The organism is Polycladidibacter hongkongensis (assembly GCF_001561995.1).
GTDB classification, from domain to species: domain Bacteria; phylum Pseudomonadota; class Alphaproteobacteria; order Rhizobiales; family Stappiaceae; genus Pseudovibrio; species Pseudovibrio hongkongensis.
The window spans coordinates 90,929-110,394 of the sequence record NZ_LLWC01000017.1; the positions used below are offsets into that span (position 1 = coordinate 90,929).

The window sequence follows — 19,466 nt, forward strand, 5'->3', positions numbered from 1 at the left end:
ATTTGTCTTTGCAGCCTTTAGTTGTGTTGGAGGCTGAACTCACCAGAGGCGAAGAGATGGATAAGGCAGAGCTGATCAAGGTTACAGGTTCGTTTTTCGCAATCATGAATCCTTTTGTTAACTTACCGTTGTTCCTTTCGCTGACGAGCGGGTATTCGGTAAGTGAGCAACGGGTGCTCGCGGGAAAAGTTTTTGTTTATTCGGCGATTTCCATTGTAGTTGTGCTACTTGGCGGGTCGGCGATTATCAGCTTCCTAGGGATCACAATTGATGATTTTCGTGTGGCTGGTGCGCTTGTGCTTGGGCACATTGCATGGTCAATGCTGAATGGGGAGAGCGTGGCCTCGCATCAAGGCAGCAAGCATGAACAGCAGAACCTTGAAGGATTGAAGCAGTTGGCCTTCTTTCCGTTGACCTTCCCGATCATTGTCGGCCCGGGTACATTGGCAACATTGATAATATATGGCGGCGGGGCGAACAGCTGGGTTGGCCAGCTAGAAGTTTTAGCCGTGATTGGGGCGATTTTGCTGCTGGTGTTTACTGTGTTTTTCTTTGCAGCTGATATTGGCAAGGTTCTTAGCAACAGTCTGCGAGCAATCATGACAAGGCTGATGGGGATGGCGCTGCTGGCCATTGCAGTGGATATGCTTGTCGCAGGGCTGCGGGCACTGCTGCCGGGGCTTGCTAGCTAAAGGTTGCTACGCCTCCCAGAAGCGAGGAGTGTCACGCAACGCCTGCCATTGGTGTTTTGCCTGTTTCCACGCGGTTTCACAGCGCGACTTGTGCCAGCCTGCCATAAAGCCGATGACAAGGGACACCTCGTTGGAGCGTTTGTTTTCCGGCAGTTTCATGGCTACAAGCTGCTCTGACATGGCCACATCATTCAGGTAACCGAACACGTCCTGCAGCTTCTTCATTTGTGCAATGAAGCTAGCAGTGGTCTCTGGTGGATAAAGTGCGGCGAAGAACTCGCAGGCATAGCGCAGTTTTTTCAAGGCCTTGCGCAGGTCATGGCGTTGTTCAATTGTTAGTTCGCTGAGGTTTTCCGCCTGAAGTGTTACCCGGCGCCATTGTTTTGCAAGCGCCTTTGTAGCAATCGATTTGATCGTTTTTTTTGTTGGTGGACCGCTATCAAGCATGAAAGCGAGTTTTGATAGCTGGAGGATCAATCGGTTTATCTGCGGTGTTTGCAAAGATGCACGAACTTCGGTGCGGGTGAGTTCGCGTGCCCCGCTAATAGCAGCAGAAAGCGGTATTGCGCATAGTTCTGGCGGTAAAAAGCCTTTGGCTGGTTTGATTATGTCGGCGAGTAGAACATCCAGATCCCGCAACTCACCAGCGATGCTGGCAAACTCTCGTGCACTCGAATTGAGTTCCTCTTGCGTGCCAATTGTATTGCGGCAGAGGCCGAGCAGGCTACGTAAACGCCGCAGGCCGATGCGGAATTGGTGAGGACCTTTGGGTGTGTCAGCGTTCAATACCACGAGGCGGTTAATCGTGATTTGTTCCAGACAGTCTCGCAGCAACGCGGCGACCGCTTTGTTGGCGGGCGTGTCTGGCGAAAGATCGAGACGCTGGGCCATTCGCGGTTTTGGGCCTTTTGGCATGCGCGCATTGTTGGCAAGAGCATATCCGATTGCGGCTTTGTTCTGCTGGGAAAAGGCAAAGGACTCGGAGCCGAGTAACCCCTCTGCAAGGCGAAACAGAGCGGCTGGTTCGCCATTAATTAACTCAAGCTCTAGCTCGATAATAGGGTGGTTCGTCTTGCCGCAATGGGCTGCGCCATCATCAAACGCCGCCTCTATCTCGTTGCCCTGTTGATCACCGAAGAGTTTGGCCCTGCGGTTAATTCTGGTTTCAAACAGTTCGGAAATAGGGGCGTTTTGTGCTGTTGCTTCGATAGCCTTGCGCAGCTTAGAATCGGCGATAAGGTCTAGCTGGGGCGTATGCGAGTTCACTTCGCATTCAACCTCAATAGTGCTGGAGATGCCAGCACTGACCCCGCCCCCTGCTTTTACAGTTTGGATGAACTGCGCTCCCTTTTTTCGGGTGCGAAGTGTCATGTGCTGGTGGCGCAAGTCTTGATTAGGCGTGTCAAAATAGATAGAGCGTAGTTGCTTTTCGTCTTCGCGCAAGATTGTAAAGCCAGAGGGAGCTGGCAAACGGGCAAGCGCAGAGAGTTGATCGTGAGTTAGGGCGAACTTGAGTTCCAGCTCTTGCATCTTGCCTCCGCTACGCGTGTTCAAAGGCTGGTTTGCCTTAACCATCCAGCCGAATCGAAACAACTTTTATTAAGCAAGCACAGTATCCTGATCAAACAAGTAGGCGTCAAAACGAGGATCTTGCGGATCTGATAATTCGAGCAGGGTGTTGCGCACATTTTCCAGATGTTGCCACATGGCAGCTTTGGCGGCAGCCGGGTCTCGGCGCTGCAAGGCATTTAGAATGTTTTCGTGATCTGTCAGCCAAGCAGAGCGGTAGTTGCTGCTGGATATGCGTTCGTGCAGCTTGAGCCACATTTGCGAAGAGTTCCGCCGTTGCCAAACATGCTCTACCGTTTCAGCCAGCACTGTGTTCTGAGTAGATTTGGCAATGAGTAAGTGGAAGGTTTCATCGCCGCTGTAGCTGTCATTGTGGGCTTCAAGGTTGCGGCGCTCTTCCGCGAGCGCTTCACGCAGGCGTATGATATCAGCCTTAGTGATGGTGGTGGCTGCGAAGGCGGCGACGTTGCTTTCCAGAAGTTGTCTTGCCTGCAGTAACTCAAAGGGGCCGATGTCTTCGTATTCGGGTTTTTCTATGGCGTTCTCACGTGGGCCGGGACGTGCTTTGACATAGCTGCCCGAGCCTTGGCGCACTTCGATTAACCCTTCGATTTCCAGCATAATCATTGCTTCGCGCACCAATGAACGGCTGACTTCTAGCTCTTGTGCGATAACTCGCTCAGGTGCCATGCGTGCGCCAACATCATAAGTTCCCACGGTAATTTGCTGGCGTAAGATCACCGCAATGTCTTGATAACGGCGGCGCGGGGTTGTTGCGGGCACCTGTTTCTCCTATGTTTTTGTCTTGCCACGAAAGGATTGCTCGCTTGTAATGCAAGCTAGTATGGTGCCGCAACCGATTTACTACTCTTTGTTGGTTACGCCGCTGCTGTCATGTTTTACGGTGGGTTGCCAGCGCCGAAGAAGGGCGGCATTGGAAACCACCGACACGGACGAAAGTGCCATGGCTGCTCCGGCAAATACGGGCGAGAGCAAGCCGGTTGCCGCTAGCGGGATGCCAATCACATTGTATATGAAAGCCCAAAAAAGGTTTTGGCGGATCTTGTGCAGTGTCGCTTTCGATATCTCCAACGCAGCAGGAACCATGAGCGGATCAGAACGCATCAAGGTGATGCCAGCTGTTTCCAGTGCGACATCGGTGCCAGAACCCATGGCAATGCCCAGATCAGCTTGGGCAAGGGCCGGGGCATCGTTAATGCCATCGCCAACCATGGCCACTTTGGCGCCGCTTGCTTGCAAGTCGGCAACGCGAGTACTTTTCCCCTCTGGTTCGACGCGGGCGAAAATTTGAGAAATGCCTATAGCGCTGCCGATTTTTTGTGCTGCGAGCGGTGCATCACCTGTGAGCATAACAGGTGTGACGCCTGTAGAAGCTAGCCGGGAAACCGTTGCTGCGGCTGTTGGGCGCTGTTCATCTGCGAAGCCAAAAACGCCAACAGCGCGGCCATTAACGGCTACGGTGACGGCGGTTTGCCCCGCACTTTCATAGCTCTTGATAAGGCCTGCCGCCATCATACTCTCAACGCCGATTGCTTGCATAAGTGCATCGTTGCCAATAGCAATTTGCTTATCGCCAAGATCGGCAGTGATGCCTTTGCCCGGGATTGCTTTGGTGAGCGGGAGGGAACCAAGTGCCAAGCCACGATCTTTAGCAGCATTGACGGTTGCATGGGCTAGAGGGTGCTCGCTGCCTTGCTGAATAGTGGCGGCTATGGTGAGCAGGCGGTCACTATCCTTGTCAAATGCTTGGATATTTACCAGTTGCGGGCGCCCAAACGTCAGAGTGCCTGTTTTGTCGAAGACAACGTGGTCGACCGCGTGCGCGCGCTCAAGTGCTTCAATATCACGAATGAGGATGCCGGCACGGGCGGCGGCCCCAGTGCCTGCAACCAGTGCTGTTGGGGTTGCAAGTCCTAGCGCACAAGGGCAGGCGATGACCAAGATTGCAATGCCGGTTGAGATTGCGCTTTCCAAGTCGCCAACCAAGAAGTACCAGCAAGCGAAGGTGAGGGCGGCAAGCACAAGAATAACCGGTACGAAAATCGCGGCGACCTGATCTACAAGGCGTTGCACCGGCGCTTTGGAGACCTGTGCGTTTTCAACGAGGCGGATAATGCGTGCAAGGCGGGTTTCTTCGCCAAGGGCAGTCGCGGTGATGTAGAGGCTGGTTGATGTGTTCAGCGTGCCGCCGGAAACAGCATCACCCTGCTGCTTTAGCTGTGGCAGGCTTTCGCCTGTAAGCATGGATTCATCGACATCACCGGCGCCACGCGTAACCGTTCCATCTACCGGGATGCTTTCACCCGGTTTGACCATTACAACATCTCCAAGGCGCAGAGCGCTGATTTCGACCTCTTCCAGCTGTTCGCCATTAACTCGAGTGGCAGTGCGGGGACGCAAGGAGACGAGGGCGCGAATGGCAGCACTCGTGGAGCGTTTGGCACGAGCCTCCAGCATTTTACCCAGCAAGACCAGAGTGAGGATGACAGCGGAGGCTTCGAAATAGAGGTGGCCGCTGCTGTCTGGCACAAAAATGCGGTAGGTGCTGTAGCCAAACGCGGCTGATGTGCCAATGGCAACAAGCGTATCCATATTGGCGCTTTTGTTGCGCAGGGCATTCCATGCGCCACGGTAGAAGCGGGCGCCAAGCAGAACTTGCACGGGGGCGGCCAAGGCGAACTGCCAGAGTGGAGGGATGGTAAGCTGTATGCTGGCTAGCATGGCGAGCATTGGGGCGACAAGCGGCAATGTGAGCAAGATCGCGATGGCAAGAAGGAGCTGCATACGGCGCAGCTCGCTTTGTTGGCGCGGCTCGTTGCTTTCGTCTTGCGCTTGTATGCCTTGGTCTTGGGTGGCGGTGAACCCGGCGTCACTTATCAGCTGGATGAGGCTGGCTGTGGCGGTTTGCGGGCTTGCTGTGATTAGAGCCTTTTCGAGCGCGAAGTTTACGGCGGCGCTGGAAACGTTTTCCTGTGCTTCAAGTGTTTTTTGCAAGCGGGCGGCGCAACCTGCGCAGGTCATGCCGGAGATGTTTAGTTGTATGACTTTCAGGTTTTGGCTGTCTTGCAGGGACGGCTCAAAACCAGCGCTTTCAATCAGCGCAGAGATAGCGGCTGGGGACGTGTTTTCCTTCACGTTAATATGTGCGGTTTCCAATGCGAAATTGACGGAAGCACTGGTGACTTGAGGTGCAGCGTTCAGGCTCTTTTCAAGTCGCGTTGCGCAACCTGCGCAGGTCATTCCATCAATCTTGAAGGTAAAGTGAACGGGGGATTTTGGCGTTTGGGGGGCGTTCATTTTTTCCTCGCATCTTGGAAAATCAGGTGAACTGGGGCAATGGTTGCTTAAAGCGAGTGTACGCGGTTGATTTGCGCGTACTCAGCTGTGGCAAGGGATAAAACTATGATCACTCTTTACGGAATAAGCAATTGTGACAGCGTGCGCAAGGCGCGAAAGCTGCTGGACAGCTTGGATAAGGCCTACAGTTTCCATGACTACAAGAAAGAAGGGGTGGATGCCGCAGTGCTGGATGCTGCAATTGCGCGGCTTGGATATGGGGCTTTGCTAAATAAACGGGGGACGACTTGGCGGCAGCTCTCATCCACCGATAAGGAAAGCGTTGTTGATGCCGCCTCGGCAAAAGCGTTGATGCTTGCGCATGCATCCTTGATTAAACGGCCCTTGGTTATCAGCGGTGAGAGCATGCATGTGGGGTTTGACGCAGCCAAGTTAGAAGATTTGTAAAGCGCGGCGAATTAAGCGCCAACTGGCTTAAGCGTGGTGACATCAAAGCGATGAACATCTTGCAGCAATTTGATGAATTCCGAGGCCGCGTGATGCAGCGAAGCGCGGCCTTTGGCTGCCGTGGCTGCGGCGGCGTTGCCGAGGGCGCCTTGAGGGTTCAGATCTTCACTTAGCCATGCATACTGGTGGCGACCATGGGCGCGCAGGTGTACATCCCGCTTCAAGTGTTGCAGCTGGGTGGAGAAAAAATCTTGCAGTTTGTCTTGTCTTACCAAATCTGGCCGTAGGGCAAGCATTATGCTGGTTTCTATATCTCCACCGTGGATGCCGTAGTTCCGCTCTTTGGGGGAGTAGGTGCCTTCCGGTTGACCAAAACGAAGCCAACTGCTTTCTACTGCTAGCATTGAGTGGCGTAGACGCAGCTCACGGCAGATAACCTCCATTAAGGGAGAGTTGCCGCCGTGGGCATTGACAATAACGAGCTTGCGTATCCCGGCCCGGTGCACGCTTTCGCCGATTTGCAGCCAAGCATCAACGCAGGTCTGCCAAGATAGGGTAAGGGTGCCGGGAAAGCTCAGGTGCTCGTCGGACTTGCCGATTGTCTGAACCGGAAGAAACGTGGCGGGAAGGCCGTTTGGTAGCAGCTCGATTGTTTTAGCCACTTGTCCTTCTGCAATGGTGCTATCAGTGCTAAGCGGCAGGTGGGGGCCATGCTGTTCAATTGCTGCAATAGGCAGCACTGCGATCCACTGGCTGGTATCTGCCGATTGAAAATCAGTTGTTGTCATGTCTTGCCAGTGTGGCAGAGGCAGGTTTGTCATGGCGATGAACTTTTGCGGTTGCTGCGGTTGCCCACGGTTTTAAAAGGAATTGTCGTTGTTGCCTAGAGGGCAGCTGGCTATGGTAGCGTTCGGTTTATCCAAGTTCCTTGGGGTATAATTTATGCTTTTAGATATTCAAGGCGTGACAAAACGGTTTGGCGAGGACGCGCCAGTACTTAGCGATTTGTCCTTACAGGTAAAACAGGGCGAGTTCCTCTCGTTATTAGGGGCGTCTGGCTGCGGAAAATCGACCTTGTTGCGGCTGATAAGTGGCCTTGAAAAGCCAAGTGGTGGCGATATTGCTTTGCAGGCGGGCGCGGAGGTTGGCTTCGTTTTTCAAGAGCCGACTTTGCTGCCTTGGGCGAATGTGCAGGACAACGTTTACTGGCCATTAAAGGTGCGCGGAATTGGACGCAAAGAAGCGCGAGATCGGTGCGAGGCGGTGCTTGAAATGGTTGGCCTGCAAGATTCCGCCAGTAAAATGCCCGGAGAGCTGTCTGGGGGGATGAAAATGCGCGTGTCGTTGGCGCGGGCGCTTGTAACCAACCCTAACCTGCTGTTGATGGATGAACCGTTCGGCGCTTTGGATGAAATAACCCGCAACCGTCTGAATGAAGATTTATTGCGTTTGCAGCAAGACAATGGCTGGACGCTGGTTTTTGTTACCCATTCCGTTTTTGAGGCGGTGTTTCTTTCTGATCGAGTGGCGATTATGCAGGCAGGGCCGGGCAGGATTTATCAAATGCATGCGGTGGAGGGCCCGGAGCAGCGCAATCGCGCCTTCCGTCAGAGCGAGAGTTATACGCGGCAGTGTCAGCAGGTTTCAGTGTTGCTGGAGGCAGCGATGCAGGCGTAAAGCGCCCGCGAACGCCGAAACCCCTTAAAACTAAGGGTGTATTTAATTGCCGAGCTAAGCAATCACCGCATAATTCCGCAGGCTTCGTCATGAGATCGATAAAAACCCGCGCTACCAATTAGGCCCTATTCATTTAGTTATTGTGGGCGCGGTTGCTTGTGGCGCTGCCTCGCAAAGGGGCAGGGCCGATATGGGGTTTGATTTTAAGAAAAGCACGACTTTCAGACTTACTCAGGCGGCGAAAGCACAGCGGGCGCGGGCTGGCAATCACCTTTCACGTATTGGATTGCATCCCGGTCAGGAGGCAGTGCTTAAGGTGTTGAGTGATAGCAGTGGCCGGACAATGAGCCAGCTTGCTCTTGCACTTGGTGTGCAGCCACCAACTGTAACCAAAATGATTTCTCGTCTAGCAACTCAAGGACTGGTGCGGCGTCAAATGTCAGAGGCGGACGGACGGTTGGCGACGGTGTTCTTGACAGAGGAAGGGCTGGAGCGGGTAAAGCTTGTCGACAAAGCTTGGAAGAAGCTGGAAAAAGAAGCGTTGAGCGGTTTGGAAGATAAAGAGCGCAAGGTGTTGCGGAAGCTGTTGCGAAAGATGGAGAAGAACCTTTCTCCCGGTGGTGTGGAGTTTGACGAGGACGAGGCAGACGACGAGGCAGACGACGAGCTTGGCGAAGAGCGCAGTGCGCAAGTAGCGAATGCACCACTTCAGCTTGAGGAAATTGCTTAACTGACGTCACGAAATCAGTTATTTAAGTATTATTATCTAGGTTGTTTCTATTGCCAGGTTATTTGTGCCTGCTAGTGATAGGGTGGGTTTCAATGGAGAACAATAATGCCCGCCCCATCAAATCAATGGATCCAAGCTCTTGGGATCTATTCCGCTGCTTTGCTGTTGTTTTCGCTTGGTGATACGGCAATCAAGGCCGCCACTTATAGCTTCCCTTTTTATGAGGTGGCTTGGTTTCGCTATGCAGTACAATTGGTGCTGATGCTGTTTGTTGTCCGCATTTGGGAAAATCCGACATCGGTGCGGCCAAAACGGATTTGGTTGCAGTTGCTGCGTGCCGTCATTCTCATGGTTGGTACCGTGTTCAGTTGCATTGCCATGCGATATTTGCAACTGGCGGAGACCGTTTCAATCAGCTTTGCAATTCCATTTGTCATTGCGGCGCTATCCGGGCCCTTGCTTGGAGAGTGGTGTGGACCAAGGCGCTGGGCCGCGATTGCCGTGGGCTTTATTGGCGTGCTCATCGTTATGCAGCCGGGCAGTGACAAGATGCATTGGGCAATGATGTATTCTGTTGCTGCAACGCTGTGCTTTGCAACGTATTTTTTGCTGACGCGCATCCTGGCGGCAACCGACAGCAATTCCAGCATGCTGTTTGTTTCTGCACTGGTTGGCACCGTGTTTTTGGCTCCTTTTGCGTATGCTGAATGGGTTGTGCCGACTGGCTTTGTCGAAGGGGGAACATTGATTGCTGTGGGGGTGTTTGCGATGAGCGGTCACTACCTTGTCACCGAGGCATACAAGCGCGAATCCGCTTCGGCATTGGCCCCGTTCATGTACCAGCAAATTATCTGGATGATTTTGCTGGGCTATTTTGTTTTTGGGGATGTTCCGCAAACGCACACTATGATCGGCGCCTCTGTCGTCATAGGATCGGGGATCTATTTGTTGTTGCGAGAGCATTATCTTGCGCAACGGGCCAGTAAGCGAGCGAGCACAGAAGACACCTAGGCTGTTCGCTGTTTGCGAGCGAAAAGTGTAGGTGCGAATTGAGCGGATCAGGTAAGAAGCTTAGACTAGGGGATATGGCGGAAGCGTTGGGGCTTTCGACCTCTACTGTTTCGCTGGCCTTACGAGATTCCCCGCTCATTGCCGAGGCGACCAAAGCACGGGTGAAAGCGCATGCGGAGGAGGCTGGCTATATCTATAACCGATCTGCCGCTTCGCTTCGCACAGCCAAGTCTGACCTGATTGGCGTTGCCGTTCATGACATTATGAACCCTTACTTTGCTGAGGTTTTTTCGGGTTTGGAAGAAGAGCTCGTCGCCTCCGGTAAAACGGTGCTGATTTGTAATCACCGAGATTTGGTGGGGCGGCAAAGGCAGTTTGTAGATTCGCTGTTGCAGCATCGCGTGGATGGCCTGATCATTTGCGCAGCTGTGGGGACAAAGGCTGAAGAAATAAACCGAATACACAGACAGGGTGTGCCGGTGACGCTGGTTTGCCGGGATGTGCCGGGTGCGCAGGTGCCATGTGTGCGTGGTGACGACTATAGCGGGGCATATGATGTGACCAGTCATTTGATCCGCCAAGGACATCGACACATCGCAATGATTGGGGGGCGGCAAGCAAGCTCAGCGGGGCGAGATCGCTATCTGGGGTGGCGCACAGCGATGGAAGATGCTGGACTTAATCTGGATGAGCAGATGGTGGTGCCGGAGCTGATGAGCCGCAGTGAAGGACAACAGGTGGTGCCAGAGCTGTTGGCGTTTGAGCCGCGCCCTACTGCAGTTATGTGTTTTAACGACTTGCTGGCAATGAGTATTATGACAGCGGTGCGGCGCCTCGGGGTGGAGCCGGGTGTGGGGCTGGCCATTTGCGGGTATGATGACACAGAGGGTGCTGCAAACCGAACCCCGGCGCTGACGACGGTGAGCAACGGTGCTGTGCAGATTGGTGAACAGGCAGCCTTGCAGATGCTGCGAGCGCTCAAGGGGCAACAAGTGCCACCGGCAATTACCTTAATCTCGCCGCAAGTGCGGCTACGCGAGAGCACCCCACCGCCGAAGCGGTAATGCGTTTCTTGGATGCAGGCGCGTTAAATTTGCAATTTGGTCGCGTTTGCCGCTTGAATTTTTTCCAGAACCTAATAGCTGTAGGGCTCAAGATCACGTTTTGGCCTCTTGGCCGCGTCCTGCTTCACTAGGAGATTTGTATGTCCGAGGCGACCGACACCCGCATTCCCGTAACTGTGCTCACAGGTTATTTGGGGGCTGGCAAGACCACCCTGCTCAACCGGATTTTGAGCGAGAACCATGGCAAACGTTATGCAGTTATTGTGAATGAGTTTGGCGAAATCGGGATTGATAACGACCTGTTGGTTGAATCGGACGAAGAAGTCTACGAAATGAACAACGGCTGTATTTGCTGTACTGTTCGTGGGGATCTTATTCGCACCGTCGAAAACCTGATGAAGCGCAAGGGCGCATTTGATGCCATTATTGTTGAAACAACTGGCATTGCGGACCCGGCACCGGTGGCCCAGACATTCTTTATGGATGATGATGTGCGCAAGGCGGCGCGGCTGGATGCTGTTGTGGCGGTGGTTGATGCACGCCACGTGGAAACCCGCTTGAAAGATACTCGCGAGGCGGAAGACCAGATTGCCTTTTCTGATGTAATTTTGCTTAACAAAACCGATTTGGTTGATGCAGCTGAGCTGGCGCGGGTTGAGGCGCTGGTGCGCAAGATCAACCCCTATGCAAAGCTGGTGCGCAGCGAGCGTTGTGCGGTTTCCTTAAGTGAAGTGCTGGATCGTGGCGCCTTTGATCTGGACCGGATTTTGGACTTGGATCCACAGTTTTTAAAGAAGGCGGAGGATGCGCACAGCCACGAGCATGCGCATGACCACGAACATGATCACTCCTGCTGTGATCATGATAGCAGCTGTTGTGGCCATGACCACAAGCATGATCACAACCACAACCACAACCACAAACACGATCATGCGCATGATGAGCACCACGTTTGCGGGGCAGACTGTGACCATGATCATAGCCATGATGAAGATGAAGGCTTGCATACTGTGAAATCGATCAGCCTGCGGGCTGGTGATCTTGATCCGCAGAAATTTTTCCCGTGGATCAACGAGGTGACACAGCTGCAAGGACCGAATATTTTGCGGTTGAAAGGCATTTTAGCATTCAAGGGCGATGAGCAGCGCTATGTCTTGCAAGGGGTGCATATGATCGTTGAAGGCGATCATCAGCGCGAGTGGAAGCCAGATGAAGCCCGCGATAGCCGGTTGGTGTTCATTGGCCGCGAACTGGATCACGAAGCGCTGAAGCAAGCGTTTCTTGCCTGTGTAGCGTGAGGTGAGCCGTGCCTGTAATTGCTCCTTTGGATACGGACAGCTTTGTCGTTTTTGCTGCGTTTTTGGGTGATGTCGCCGCCTTTGCGCTGGGTGATGGCACCGTGCGTTTTGTGGGCGGGAGTGAGAGCATCACTCCTGTTTATCAAGATGGGTTGCTGGCTGCGATCTCTGGCGGGGATGGAAAGTCGCTAATCACCGGTGGCATGGATGGCAAGGTCTATCGGGTTACTGCCGAAGGCGCTGCTGAGCTGATTGCGGAAAAACCGCGTAAATGGATTGATAAGCTGGCCGTGGGGCCGCAAAACGCGGTTGCCTATGCCAGTGGTCGCACAGCGTGGGTGCGCCTGAAGGATGGCAGCGAGAAAGAAATTCAGCTGCCCAGAGCTGTTGGTGGGCTGGCCTTTGCGCCAAAGGGCATGCGGCTTGTGACCTCTCGTTATGATGGGGTGACCATGCATTGGATCACCGCTTCTGGAGATGCGCAGGAGCTTTTCTGGAAGGGGGCGCATGGGGATGTGTGCTACTCGCCAGATGGCAAGTATCTGATTACCGCAATGCAAGAAAATGCGCTGCATGGGTGGCGGCTTTCTGATGCGCAGGATATGCGCATGACCGGCTACCCTGCAAAAACCAAGAGCATGAGCTGGTCGGCAAAGGGTAAGTACCTTGCCACTTCAGGGGCTCAAGCTGCAATTCTCTGGCCATTTACGGGCAAGAACGGGCCGATGGGCCAGCAACCCTTACAGCTCGGGGCGCGAGGTGACAGTATGGTCAGCCAAGTGTGTTGCCATCCCAAAGAGGACATGCTTTGCGTTGGTTATGAAGATGGAATGATCCTTGCGGTTCGTTTTGAAGATAATGCAGAGGTGCTGTTGCGCCGGCCCGGTGGCGGGCCAGTAAGCGCGATGGCATGGGACAAAGCTGGCACACGCCTTGCATTTGGCACTGAAGAGGGGCAGGCGGGCATTATCTCTATCGAGGGTTAGAGAAGCTTTGGAGATACATTCGGTGGATTAAGAGTGAGCCGCTCGCTTAGTTAGGACGAAGCAACTTGGACGCAATTACACGCAATCGTTGTTTTTTGAAGGTGGTTGAGACCGGCGGGTTTTCATCGGCAGCGCGGGATATGGGGCGCTCTAAAGCACTGGTTTCAAAATATGTGTCCGAGTTGGAGGATGAGCTTGGCGCTCGTTTGCTTAATCGAACGACGCGGCAGGTCTCTCTTACCCCCACGGGCGAAGCCTATGCCCGCGAAATTTCGGAGCTGTTGCAGCGTTTTGACGATCTGAAAAACTCGGTTCAATTCCAACATGGCGAAGTGCGCGGGCGGATGCGTGTCAGCGCGCCACGCTCGATGGCCGACTCTATCTTTGTGCGTGCGATTATGGAGTTTTTGAGCTTGCATCCGCATGTGCAGATCGATTTGCAGCTGGATGATCGTATCGTTGATATTGTCGAGGAAGGCTATGACTTGGCAATCCGGGCGACAGAGCTTTCGGATTCCAGTCTGATTGCGCGCAAAATCCACGATATTCGCGGCGTATTTTGTGCCAGCCCGGCCTTTTTGGAGCAATATGGAACGCCGCAGCATCCCTCTGAGCTTTCCAAGATCCCATGCGTGGTTGATAATAATTACCGTTTCAAGTCAGCATGGGTTTATCAGGAAAATGGTGAGCGGCAGAATGTAAATGTGCAAGGGCCATTGGCGGTAAATAGCGCTGATGCGGCGCGCCAAGCCGCGCTGGCTGGGCTTGGCGTTATTCGGTTGCCCATTACCTTTGTCTACCAAGAAATTGAACGCGGTGATCTGCAACTAATTCTCGAAGATTTCGAGGGCATGAGTATCGGCGTTTATGCTGTTTATGCGAATAAAAAGCACCTTTCCGCCAAAGTCCGTGCCCTTGTCGATTTCATACTGGACTATACGCGCCGGGCGGAAGAGAGCGGGAATTGCCCCAAGCTGCTTCGATAAGGAATGGCTCGGGGCTGCTTATTTCTTTAGGCCGTAAGGCGTGCCCGCGCCATCTCCTCGGCGACTTGGCTGGTTGGCACGTTCTTCTGCTGAGCCGTGGCGAAGACACTTTTTAGCGTTTTGCCAATGGCAAGCGTTTTGTCTGTAACAATCGCCTTTGCATCATGCTCCTCACCAAGTGCGACAGAAATCACACCACCTGCGTTAATAATGTAGTCAGGAGCGAGGAGAATATCACGCTCATGCAGGCGTACGCCGTCTTCAGTTGTTGCTAGCTGGTTGTTCGCTGCACCTGCAACTATCCGAGCCTTGATCTGCGGGATCGAGGCTGAGTTCAGGCAGGCGCCGAGAGCACACGGGACATAAATGTCGCAGTCTGCCTGATGAGCTGTGTCTGGGGCGATCACTTCAGCGCCTAATTGCTGCCTTGCTTTATGCAACTGAGCGTCACTTAGATCAGCTACGAGCAGTTTGGCTCCGGCTGAATGCAAGTGTTCGCACAGGGTCCAGCCAACATGGCCAAGCCCTTGGATTGTCAAGGTGCGTCCTTCAAGTGATGGAGAACCGTACTTGAACTCGGCCGCCGCTTTAATTCCCTCAAATACTCCAAGCGCGGTAAAGGGTGAAGGGTCTCCCAAGCCCTTTGTTGATGTACCGCGGGCGTAGCTGGTTTCTTGGGCCGCTGCGTCCATGTCTGCGGTAGAGATGCCTACGTCTTCTGCAGTTATGTAGCGCCCTGCCAAACGTTCAACATGGGCACCGAAGGCGCGCATCATCTCTGAAGTTTTTTCTGTTTTTGGATCAGCGATAATGACCGCCTTGCCACCGCCATAGGGAATGCCAGCCATGGCATTTTTATAGGTCATTCCCTCCGATAATCGCAGGGCATCGGTGAGGGCCTCATCGCTAGAGGTGTAAGGCCACATGCGGCAACCGCCCATTGCTGGCCCGAGACCTGTGTTGTGGATGGCGATTATCGCCTTGAGCCCAACCTCAGGCGCAGATGCAAACACCACCTGCTCGTGAGTGTTAAACTCACTATTTTCATACACGCCCGTCGGCGCAGCGATAATTTTGCTGCGAGATAATGCTGAAACGTTCATTTTCCCTCCAAAAGAACGGTTTTGAGGAAAATATAGGGCCGTCAAAGCGAATTGATGCACCTAATATTAAAATGGATTGCACCATTTTGGAAAAATGTTCCGTCTAGAGTTGTTCTAAAGGAAAAAGGTTTTCTCAAATTGTCCGGTCAGTATCGTCTTGATCTGGTCAAGTTTGCGTGCGAAGAGAGGCGCAATCAAGTGGGCTTTTCAATGCAGTTTCGTCAAATTTTTGCTCGGTTTTGTGCCAGTCTTTGCTTCTTCGTGCTTGCGGTTGTTGGCGCGCACGCGCATCCGCACGTTTTTGTTGAGGCACGAGCGCAGCTTGTGTTCAATGACGCGGGCGAATTGCGCGCAATCAGGCACCGTTGGGTGTTTGACGATATGTACACTGCGTACGCGCTGCAGGGGTTAGATCGAGACGGAGATGGCCAGCTTACAAGCCCGGATGAACTTGCGGCGCTAAAGCGACTAGCTTCAGACAGCCTGATCGGTATGGAGGAGTACGGTTATTTCACCTTCGGCGACAATACCGTTGTTGAAATGGATTTTGTTGCGCCTGAAACGGCAGAAGCGCGAGCGTCGAAAGTGCCTTTGCAAAAGTACTGGGTTTTGCCGGAGGCAGATCGCTTGGAACTCTTGCAGCAGATGGCGCAAGGCATTGATACCGGTTTTAAGCCCAATCTGCAGTTGTTTGAACTCAGCTTCGAATTGCCGCTGAAAGAGCCTGTTACCGCGCAATACCCATTGACGGTTGATGTTTACGACCCGACTTACTACGTTGATTTTAAATGGGCCAAGGGTGTCGATGTGGTAACGCTCGATAATGCGCCAGAGGGTTGTGAAATAGAAATACTGCGCCCGCAGCCGATGGATGCTGTTTTGGCGGAACAGCTTGCTGCGCTGGGGCCGGATGTGACGCAGTTGCCGGAAAACCTTCAAGGGGCGGCGGCTAGCCAAATAAACCAAGTGATAGTCAAGTGTGGCGATGCAGAAGCGGCGACACCATATAAAAGTGGCGAGGCTGCGGTGGCGGCGATGGCCTCCGGCGGAGGCACGTCGCTCGAGAAATTGAGCAAGGGCGAAGGCCGCGCTGAAAAGACTAAGGCCCCTGCCGCTGAAGCCCTTGGAGCCAAACCTAGTGTGTCTCAGGGAAACCTTTATTCCAATGCAATGGCGCAGGTTGCTCGATTACAGAACGAATTTTTTAACAAGTTGCGCGGCGCGCTGCGTTCGTTCAAAGCATCATCGCATGCGGGATTTTGGCTGATGCTTGTCAGTTTTGCCTATGGGGTCTTTCACGCGCTGGGGCCCGGCCATGGCAAGGCGGTGATTTCCTCCTATGTTCTGGCGGATCGGCAGACTTTGCGACGCGGGGTTTCTCTGGCGTTACTTTCTTCGATGATGCAGGCAATTACAGCAATTGTTCTGGTGTTTGGCGTGGCGACACTGTTTCAGATGAGTGGGGCGGCTTTGGATGCCACCGCGTTACAGCTGGAAAAGGCAGCATATGCGTTGATGCTGGTGTTTGCCTTGTGGTTGGTTTGGCAGAAAGTAGTAAGGCCGATATTCGTACGCGCCCCCGAGATCTCGGCAGCACCTGCCCCGGTTGCCGCTTTGGCCTCACCAGCAATGTCGGGGCATTCCACCGGAGTTGGCAGTTTTGCTTGTGATGCGATCACTCGTGAGCAGGCAGCCGGCGAGGTTTGTGCCGACTGTGGGCATGTGCATTTACCTCAACCAGAAGCACTGAAGGGGGATCGCTTCGGCTGGGCTCGGGCTTGGCCGATTGTGTTGTCGATTGGGGCTCGCCCTTGTACCGGAGCCCTAATCGTGCTGGCTTTTTCGATATCGCAAGGGCTTGTTCTTGCGGGAGTTGCCTCAACTTTTGTGATGGCGTTGGGAACAGGCATAACCGTGAGCGCACTCGCCGCGCTTGCGGTGTTTTCGCGCGCTGCTGCTATGCAGATCTGGGGGCGTACATCGGAGAGTGCGGAGCGGCTAGGAAAGGTAATTGAGCAAACAGGTGTCTTGCTGGTTTTGCTTTTTGCTTTGGTGCTTACGCTTGCCGGGTTTGGCTGGTATTAGAGAATCATCCGTCTGATTTGTGAGTGATCTCGACCAGATTTGCATTAATTGCGGTGCTAGGTGGGGATTTGTGAAAAAAGTTATTCACACCTTGGTCGTTTTGTCACAAATCTTCCCCGCCGACGCGAAACGGCGTTTTGTAGAGAATTCTGCTGGCTTACGTAGGCTGTGAAGCAAACAGTCTGAACTTTAAGTTGTGTCAATTGCAGTATGACAGGTGTAGGGCCGATCATCCAAACAAAATGCTGAAATGGCGCCGTGACCCAATGAAGGACTGCGACCAAGCAGCGTGAAGTCAAGGACGAGTAAGCTAAGCTGTTTTGATTTAACGCAAATTTTAGTATGACGCAAAAGCAACTTGGCGTTGCGGCGCACCCCGAAACGCATCTACGTAAAAGCATGTAAGCCTTATGAGTGGTGATGTACTGGCTTGTTGTGATATTTTACTGAACTTTTGTGGTGCCTGTAAAGCAAAACCACAAAAGCTGTGATGGATTGGCTATTGTTTAGTCAATGATTTTAAATCGGAAATTGCGTTCAGCTTCGCACACTTATCATTTCGTATTAGAGGGGGTAGTTCCCCTTGTCATTCAACCTCGGCATGGGCTTAACTCAGGAATATGACAGTATGTCGCAGGAGGGCCACCCTCGGCAACGCCGATCTTCAAGACCTGAGTGGGCGACACATGTCATTTATAATTTGGGAGGATATCATGGATCGTCGTAGTTTTCTTAAGAAGGCTGGCCTTGCTGCCGGTGCCACTGCTTCTGCCGCTACGCTTGCCGCACCGGCTGTTGCGCAAGGCAAACGCGAACTCAAAATGGTTACCACTTGGCCAAAGAATTTTCCGGGTCTTGGTACCGGTGCGCAGCGTGTCGCAGACCGCATCACACAAGCATCTGATGGTAAGCTGACCGTTAAGCTATTTGCGGCTGGCGAGTTGGTACCACCATTTGAATCTTTTGACGCTGTTTCAAGTGGTACTGCCGATATGTATCACGCTGCCGAATACTACTGGCAGGGTAAGCATAAAGCATTCAACTTCTTTACTGCTGTGCCAATGGGCCTGACAGCGAACGAGCTGGACGCTTGGATCAACATTGGTGAGGGTCAGGCGCTTTGGGATGAGCTGGCCGCGAAATTTAACATCAAGCCATTGATGGCGGGTAACACCGGCCTGCAGATGGGTGGTTGGTTCAACAAAGAAATCAACTCTCTGGAAGATCTGAAGGGCCTGAAGATGCGTATGCCGGGCCTTGGCGGTGAAGTGCTGCGCCGTCTTGGTGCCACTGCTGTTGCTTTACCGGGCGGCGAGATTTTCCCGGCACTGCAATCTGGTGCGATTGACGCAACAGAGTGGGTCGGCCCATGGAACGATTTGGCCTTTGGTTTCTACAAGGTTGCCAAGTTCTACTACTATCCTGGGTTCCACGAGCCGGGCTCAGGGCTGGCAGTTGGCACAAACAAAGATGTTTGGGACAGCTTCTCCAAGGAAGAGCAGGAAGTCGTTAAATCTGCTTGTCTGGCTGAGAACAACTACATGTACTCAGAGTTTAACTACAACAACGGCGCCGCTCTGGAGACATTGCTCACCAAGCACAAAGTGCAGCTGCGCAAGTTCTCAGATGACGTGTTCGATGCGATTGCCGGTGTTTCTGAAGAGGTTGTGCGCGAAGTGGCTGGCACCGACGAGCTTTCCAAGCGCATTTACGACAGCTATATCAAGGCGCGTAAGGATATTGGCGGTTGGGGCAAGATCGCTGAAGGTTCCTATCTTGAAAATCGCGAGCGCGTAATCGGTTAAACCGAGCTGATGGTTCAAAACGGGTCTTCCGCCTATCTTGCGCGGGAGGCCCATTTTTCTTCATAAAAAGCAACGACCTATTAAGGGGCGGGCCGTTTGCAGCGCGGGGGCATTGTGGGCAGAGGCACGTTTTGCTGGGTCATCAAGAGATGAGGCGGGCATGCGCGCCCTATACAAATTAATTGGAACTATGAATGGTGGTGTTGGCAAAGCGTGCGCTTGGCTGACACTTGGTATCGTGCTGGTGCAGTTTGTTGTTGTGCTGATGCGTTACGTGTTTGGAATTGGCTCTATCTGGATACAAGAATCCATCACATACATGCACGGCTTCCTGTTTATGTTGGCCGCGGCTTATACATTGAGCGTTGATGGCCATGTGCGGGTGGACATTTTCTATCGTGATGCACAGGTGAAGACCAAGGCAATCGTTGACTTGCTTGGTTCCGTTTTCTTTCTCATTCCAATGTGCGCCGTGATTGTCTACGTTTCGTGGAATTACGTTGGGCAGTCATGGGAGATACTGGAGGGCTCGCAGGAGACCTCGGGTATTCAAGGTCGCTACTTGCTGAAGAGCGCGATTATTGCGTTTGCAGTGATGGTGGGGCTACAGGGCCTCGCGATTGTCTTGCGTTGTTTTTATGCCTTGCAGGGCGACAAAGAAGCCATCGATAGTTTCAAGATTGAGCAGGGCTAAG

The 19,466-nt window shown here is 53.2% G+C and carries 17 protein-coding genes; 12 read left to right on the forward strand and 5 right to left on the reverse strand.

Translation table 11 applies throughout. The features are described 5' to 3' along the window. Nucleotides 1–2: 2 nt before the first annotated feature. Nucleotides 3–692: a MarC family protein gene (locus AYK82_RS06890; protein ID WP_244265722.1), complete on the forward strand. Its 690-nt coding sequence runs from the start codon at nucleotides 3–5 to the stop codon at nucleotides 690–692. A 6-nt stretch (nucleotides 693–698) separates the two neighbouring features. Here the strand turns inward: AYK82_RS06890 and AYK82_RS06895 are convergent, their stop codons facing one another. The 3 genes from AYK82_RS06895 to AYK82_RS06905 all read right to left on the reverse strand — a co-directional run bounded on the left by AYK82_RS06895 (nucleotide 699) and on the right by AYK82_RS06905 (nucleotide 5,579). Continuing rightward, nucleotides 699–2,222 carry a CYTH and CHAD domain-containing protein gene (locus tag AYK82_RS06895; RefSeq protein ID WP_068313195.1) on the reverse strand — a complete coding sequence of 508 codons (1,524 nt, stop codon included), beginning with the start codon at nucleotides 2,220–2,222 and terminating at the stop codon, nucleotides 699–701. A 69-nt stretch (nucleotides 2,223–2,291) separates the two neighbouring features. Further along, nucleotides 2,292–3,044 (reverse strand): FCD domain-containing protein, encoded by a 753-nt coding sequence (locus AYK82_RS06900; protein ID WP_068313198.1) that lies wholly within the window; start codon nucleotides 3,042–3,044, stop codon nucleotides 2,292–2,294. A gap of 81 nt (nucleotides 3,045–3,125) precedes the next feature. After that, nucleotides 3,126–5,579 (reverse strand): heavy metal translocating P-type ATPase, encoded by a 2,454-nt coding sequence (locus AYK82_RS06905; RefSeq protein ID WP_068313202.1) that lies wholly within the window; start codon nucleotides 5,577–5,579, stop codon nucleotides 3,126–3,128. A gap of 105 nt (nucleotides 5,580–5,684) precedes the next feature. Between AYK82_RS06905 and AYK82_RS06910 the strand changes: the two genes are divergently transcribed. Beyond that, nucleotides 5,685–6,026: an ArsC family reductase gene (locus tag AYK82_RS06910; RefSeq protein WP_068313205.1), complete on the forward strand. Its 342-nt coding sequence runs from the start codon at nucleotides 5,685–5,687 to the stop codon at nucleotides 6,024–6,026. An 11-nt stretch (nucleotides 6,027–6,037) separates the two neighbouring features. On the opposite strand, the gene AYK82_RS06915 is transcribed toward AYK82_RS06910, so the two are convergent. Beyond that, nucleotides 6,038–6,847, reverse strand: coding sequence for a creatininase family protein (locus AYK82_RS06915; protein WP_068313208.1), 810 nt, complete (start codon nucleotides 6,845–6,847; stop codon nucleotides 6,038–6,040). A 121-nt stretch (nucleotides 6,848–6,968) separates the two neighbouring features. On the opposite strand from AYK82_RS06915, the gene AYK82_RS06920 reads away from it, so the two are divergent. The 7 genes from AYK82_RS06920 (at nucleotide 6,969) to AYK82_RS06950 (ending at nucleotide 13,778) form a co-directional block, all read left to right on the forward strand. Then, the gene (locus AYK82_RS06920; RefSeq protein WP_068313214.1) at nucleotides 6,969–7,703 is read left to right on the forward strand and encodes an ABC transporter ATP-binding protein; all 735 of its coding nucleotides are present in this window, start codon (nucleotides 6,969–6,971) and stop codon (nucleotides 7,701–7,703) included. A gap of 190 nt (nucleotides 7,704–7,893) precedes the next feature. Continuing rightward, nucleotides 7,894–8,433 (forward strand): MarR family winged helix-turn-helix transcriptional regulator, encoded by a 540-nt coding sequence (locus tag AYK82_RS06925; RefSeq protein WP_068313216.1) that lies wholly within the window; start codon nucleotides 7,894–7,896, stop codon nucleotides 8,431–8,433. A gap of 105 nt (nucleotides 8,434–8,538) precedes the next feature. Beyond that, nucleotides 8,539–9,444 carry a DMT family transporter gene (locus AYK82_RS06930; protein WP_068313226.1) on the forward strand — a complete coding sequence of 302 codons (906 nt, stop codon included), beginning with the start codon at nucleotides 8,539–8,541 and terminating at the stop codon, nucleotides 9,442–9,444. A gap of 74 nt (nucleotides 9,445–9,518) precedes the next feature. Continuing rightward, on the forward strand, nucleotides 9,519–10,508 hold the full coding sequence (locus tag AYK82_RS06935) for a LacI family DNA-binding transcriptional regulator (RefSeq protein ID WP_172795203.1): 990 nt from the start codon (nucleotides 9,519–9,521) through the stop codon (nucleotides 10,506–10,508). Between the two features lie 134 nt (nucleotides 10,509–10,642). Continuing rightward, complete coding sequence (locus AYK82_RS06940; protein ID WP_172795209.1) at nucleotides 10,643–11,806, forward strand: CobW family GTP-binding protein; 1,164 nt, start codon at nucleotides 10,643–10,645, stop codon at nucleotides 11,804–11,806. A gap of 8 nt (nucleotides 11,807–11,814) precedes the next feature. Beyond that, on the forward strand, nucleotides 11,815–12,792 hold the full coding sequence (locus AYK82_RS06945) for a WD40 repeat domain-containing protein (RefSeq protein WP_068313234.1): 978 nt from the start codon (nucleotides 11,815–11,817) through the stop codon (nucleotides 12,790–12,792). A gap of 65 nt (nucleotides 12,793–12,857) precedes the next feature. After that, nucleotides 12,858–13,778 carry a LysR family transcriptional regulator gene (locus AYK82_RS06950; protein ID WP_068313236.1) on the forward strand — a complete coding sequence of 307 codons (921 nt, stop codon included), beginning with the start codon at nucleotides 12,858–12,860 and terminating at the stop codon, nucleotides 13,776–13,778. Between the two features lie 26 nt (nucleotides 13,779–13,804). On the opposite strand, the gene AYK82_RS06955 is transcribed toward AYK82_RS06950, so the two are convergent. Next, nucleotides 13,805–14,881: a Glu/Leu/Phe/Val dehydrogenase dimerization domain-containing protein gene (locus AYK82_RS06955; RefSeq protein WP_068313240.1), complete on the reverse strand. Its 1,077-nt coding sequence runs from the start codon at nucleotides 14,879–14,881 to the stop codon at nucleotides 13,805–13,807. A 210-nt stretch (nucleotides 14,882–15,091) separates the two neighbouring features. Here AYK82_RS06955 and AYK82_RS06960 point away from each other — a divergent pair, with 210 nt between their 5' ends. The 3 genes from AYK82_RS06960 to AYK82_RS06970 all read left to right on the forward strand — a co-directional run bounded on the left by AYK82_RS06960 (nucleotide 15,092) and on the right by AYK82_RS06970 (nucleotide 19,465). Then, nucleotides 15,092–16,966: a HoxN/HupN/NixA family nickel/cobalt transporter gene (locus AYK82_RS06960; RefSeq protein WP_172795204.1), complete on the forward strand. Its 1,875-nt coding sequence runs from the start codon at nucleotides 15,092–15,094 to the stop codon at nucleotides 16,964–16,966. 713 nt (nucleotides 16,967–17,679) lie between these two features. Next, the gene (locus tag AYK82_RS06965; protein ID WP_068313246.1) at nucleotides 17,680–18,771 is read left to right on the forward strand and encodes a TRAP transporter substrate-binding protein; all 1,092 of its coding nucleotides are present in this window, start codon (nucleotides 17,680–17,682) and stop codon (nucleotides 18,769–18,771) included. 160 nt (nucleotides 18,772–18,931) lie between these two features. Then, nucleotides 18,932–19,465, forward strand: coding sequence for a TRAP transporter small permease subunit (locus AYK82_RS06970; protein ID WP_068313248.1), 534 nt, complete (start codon nucleotides 18,932–18,934; stop codon nucleotides 19,463–19,465). Nucleotide 19,466 lies beyond the last annotated feature (1 nt).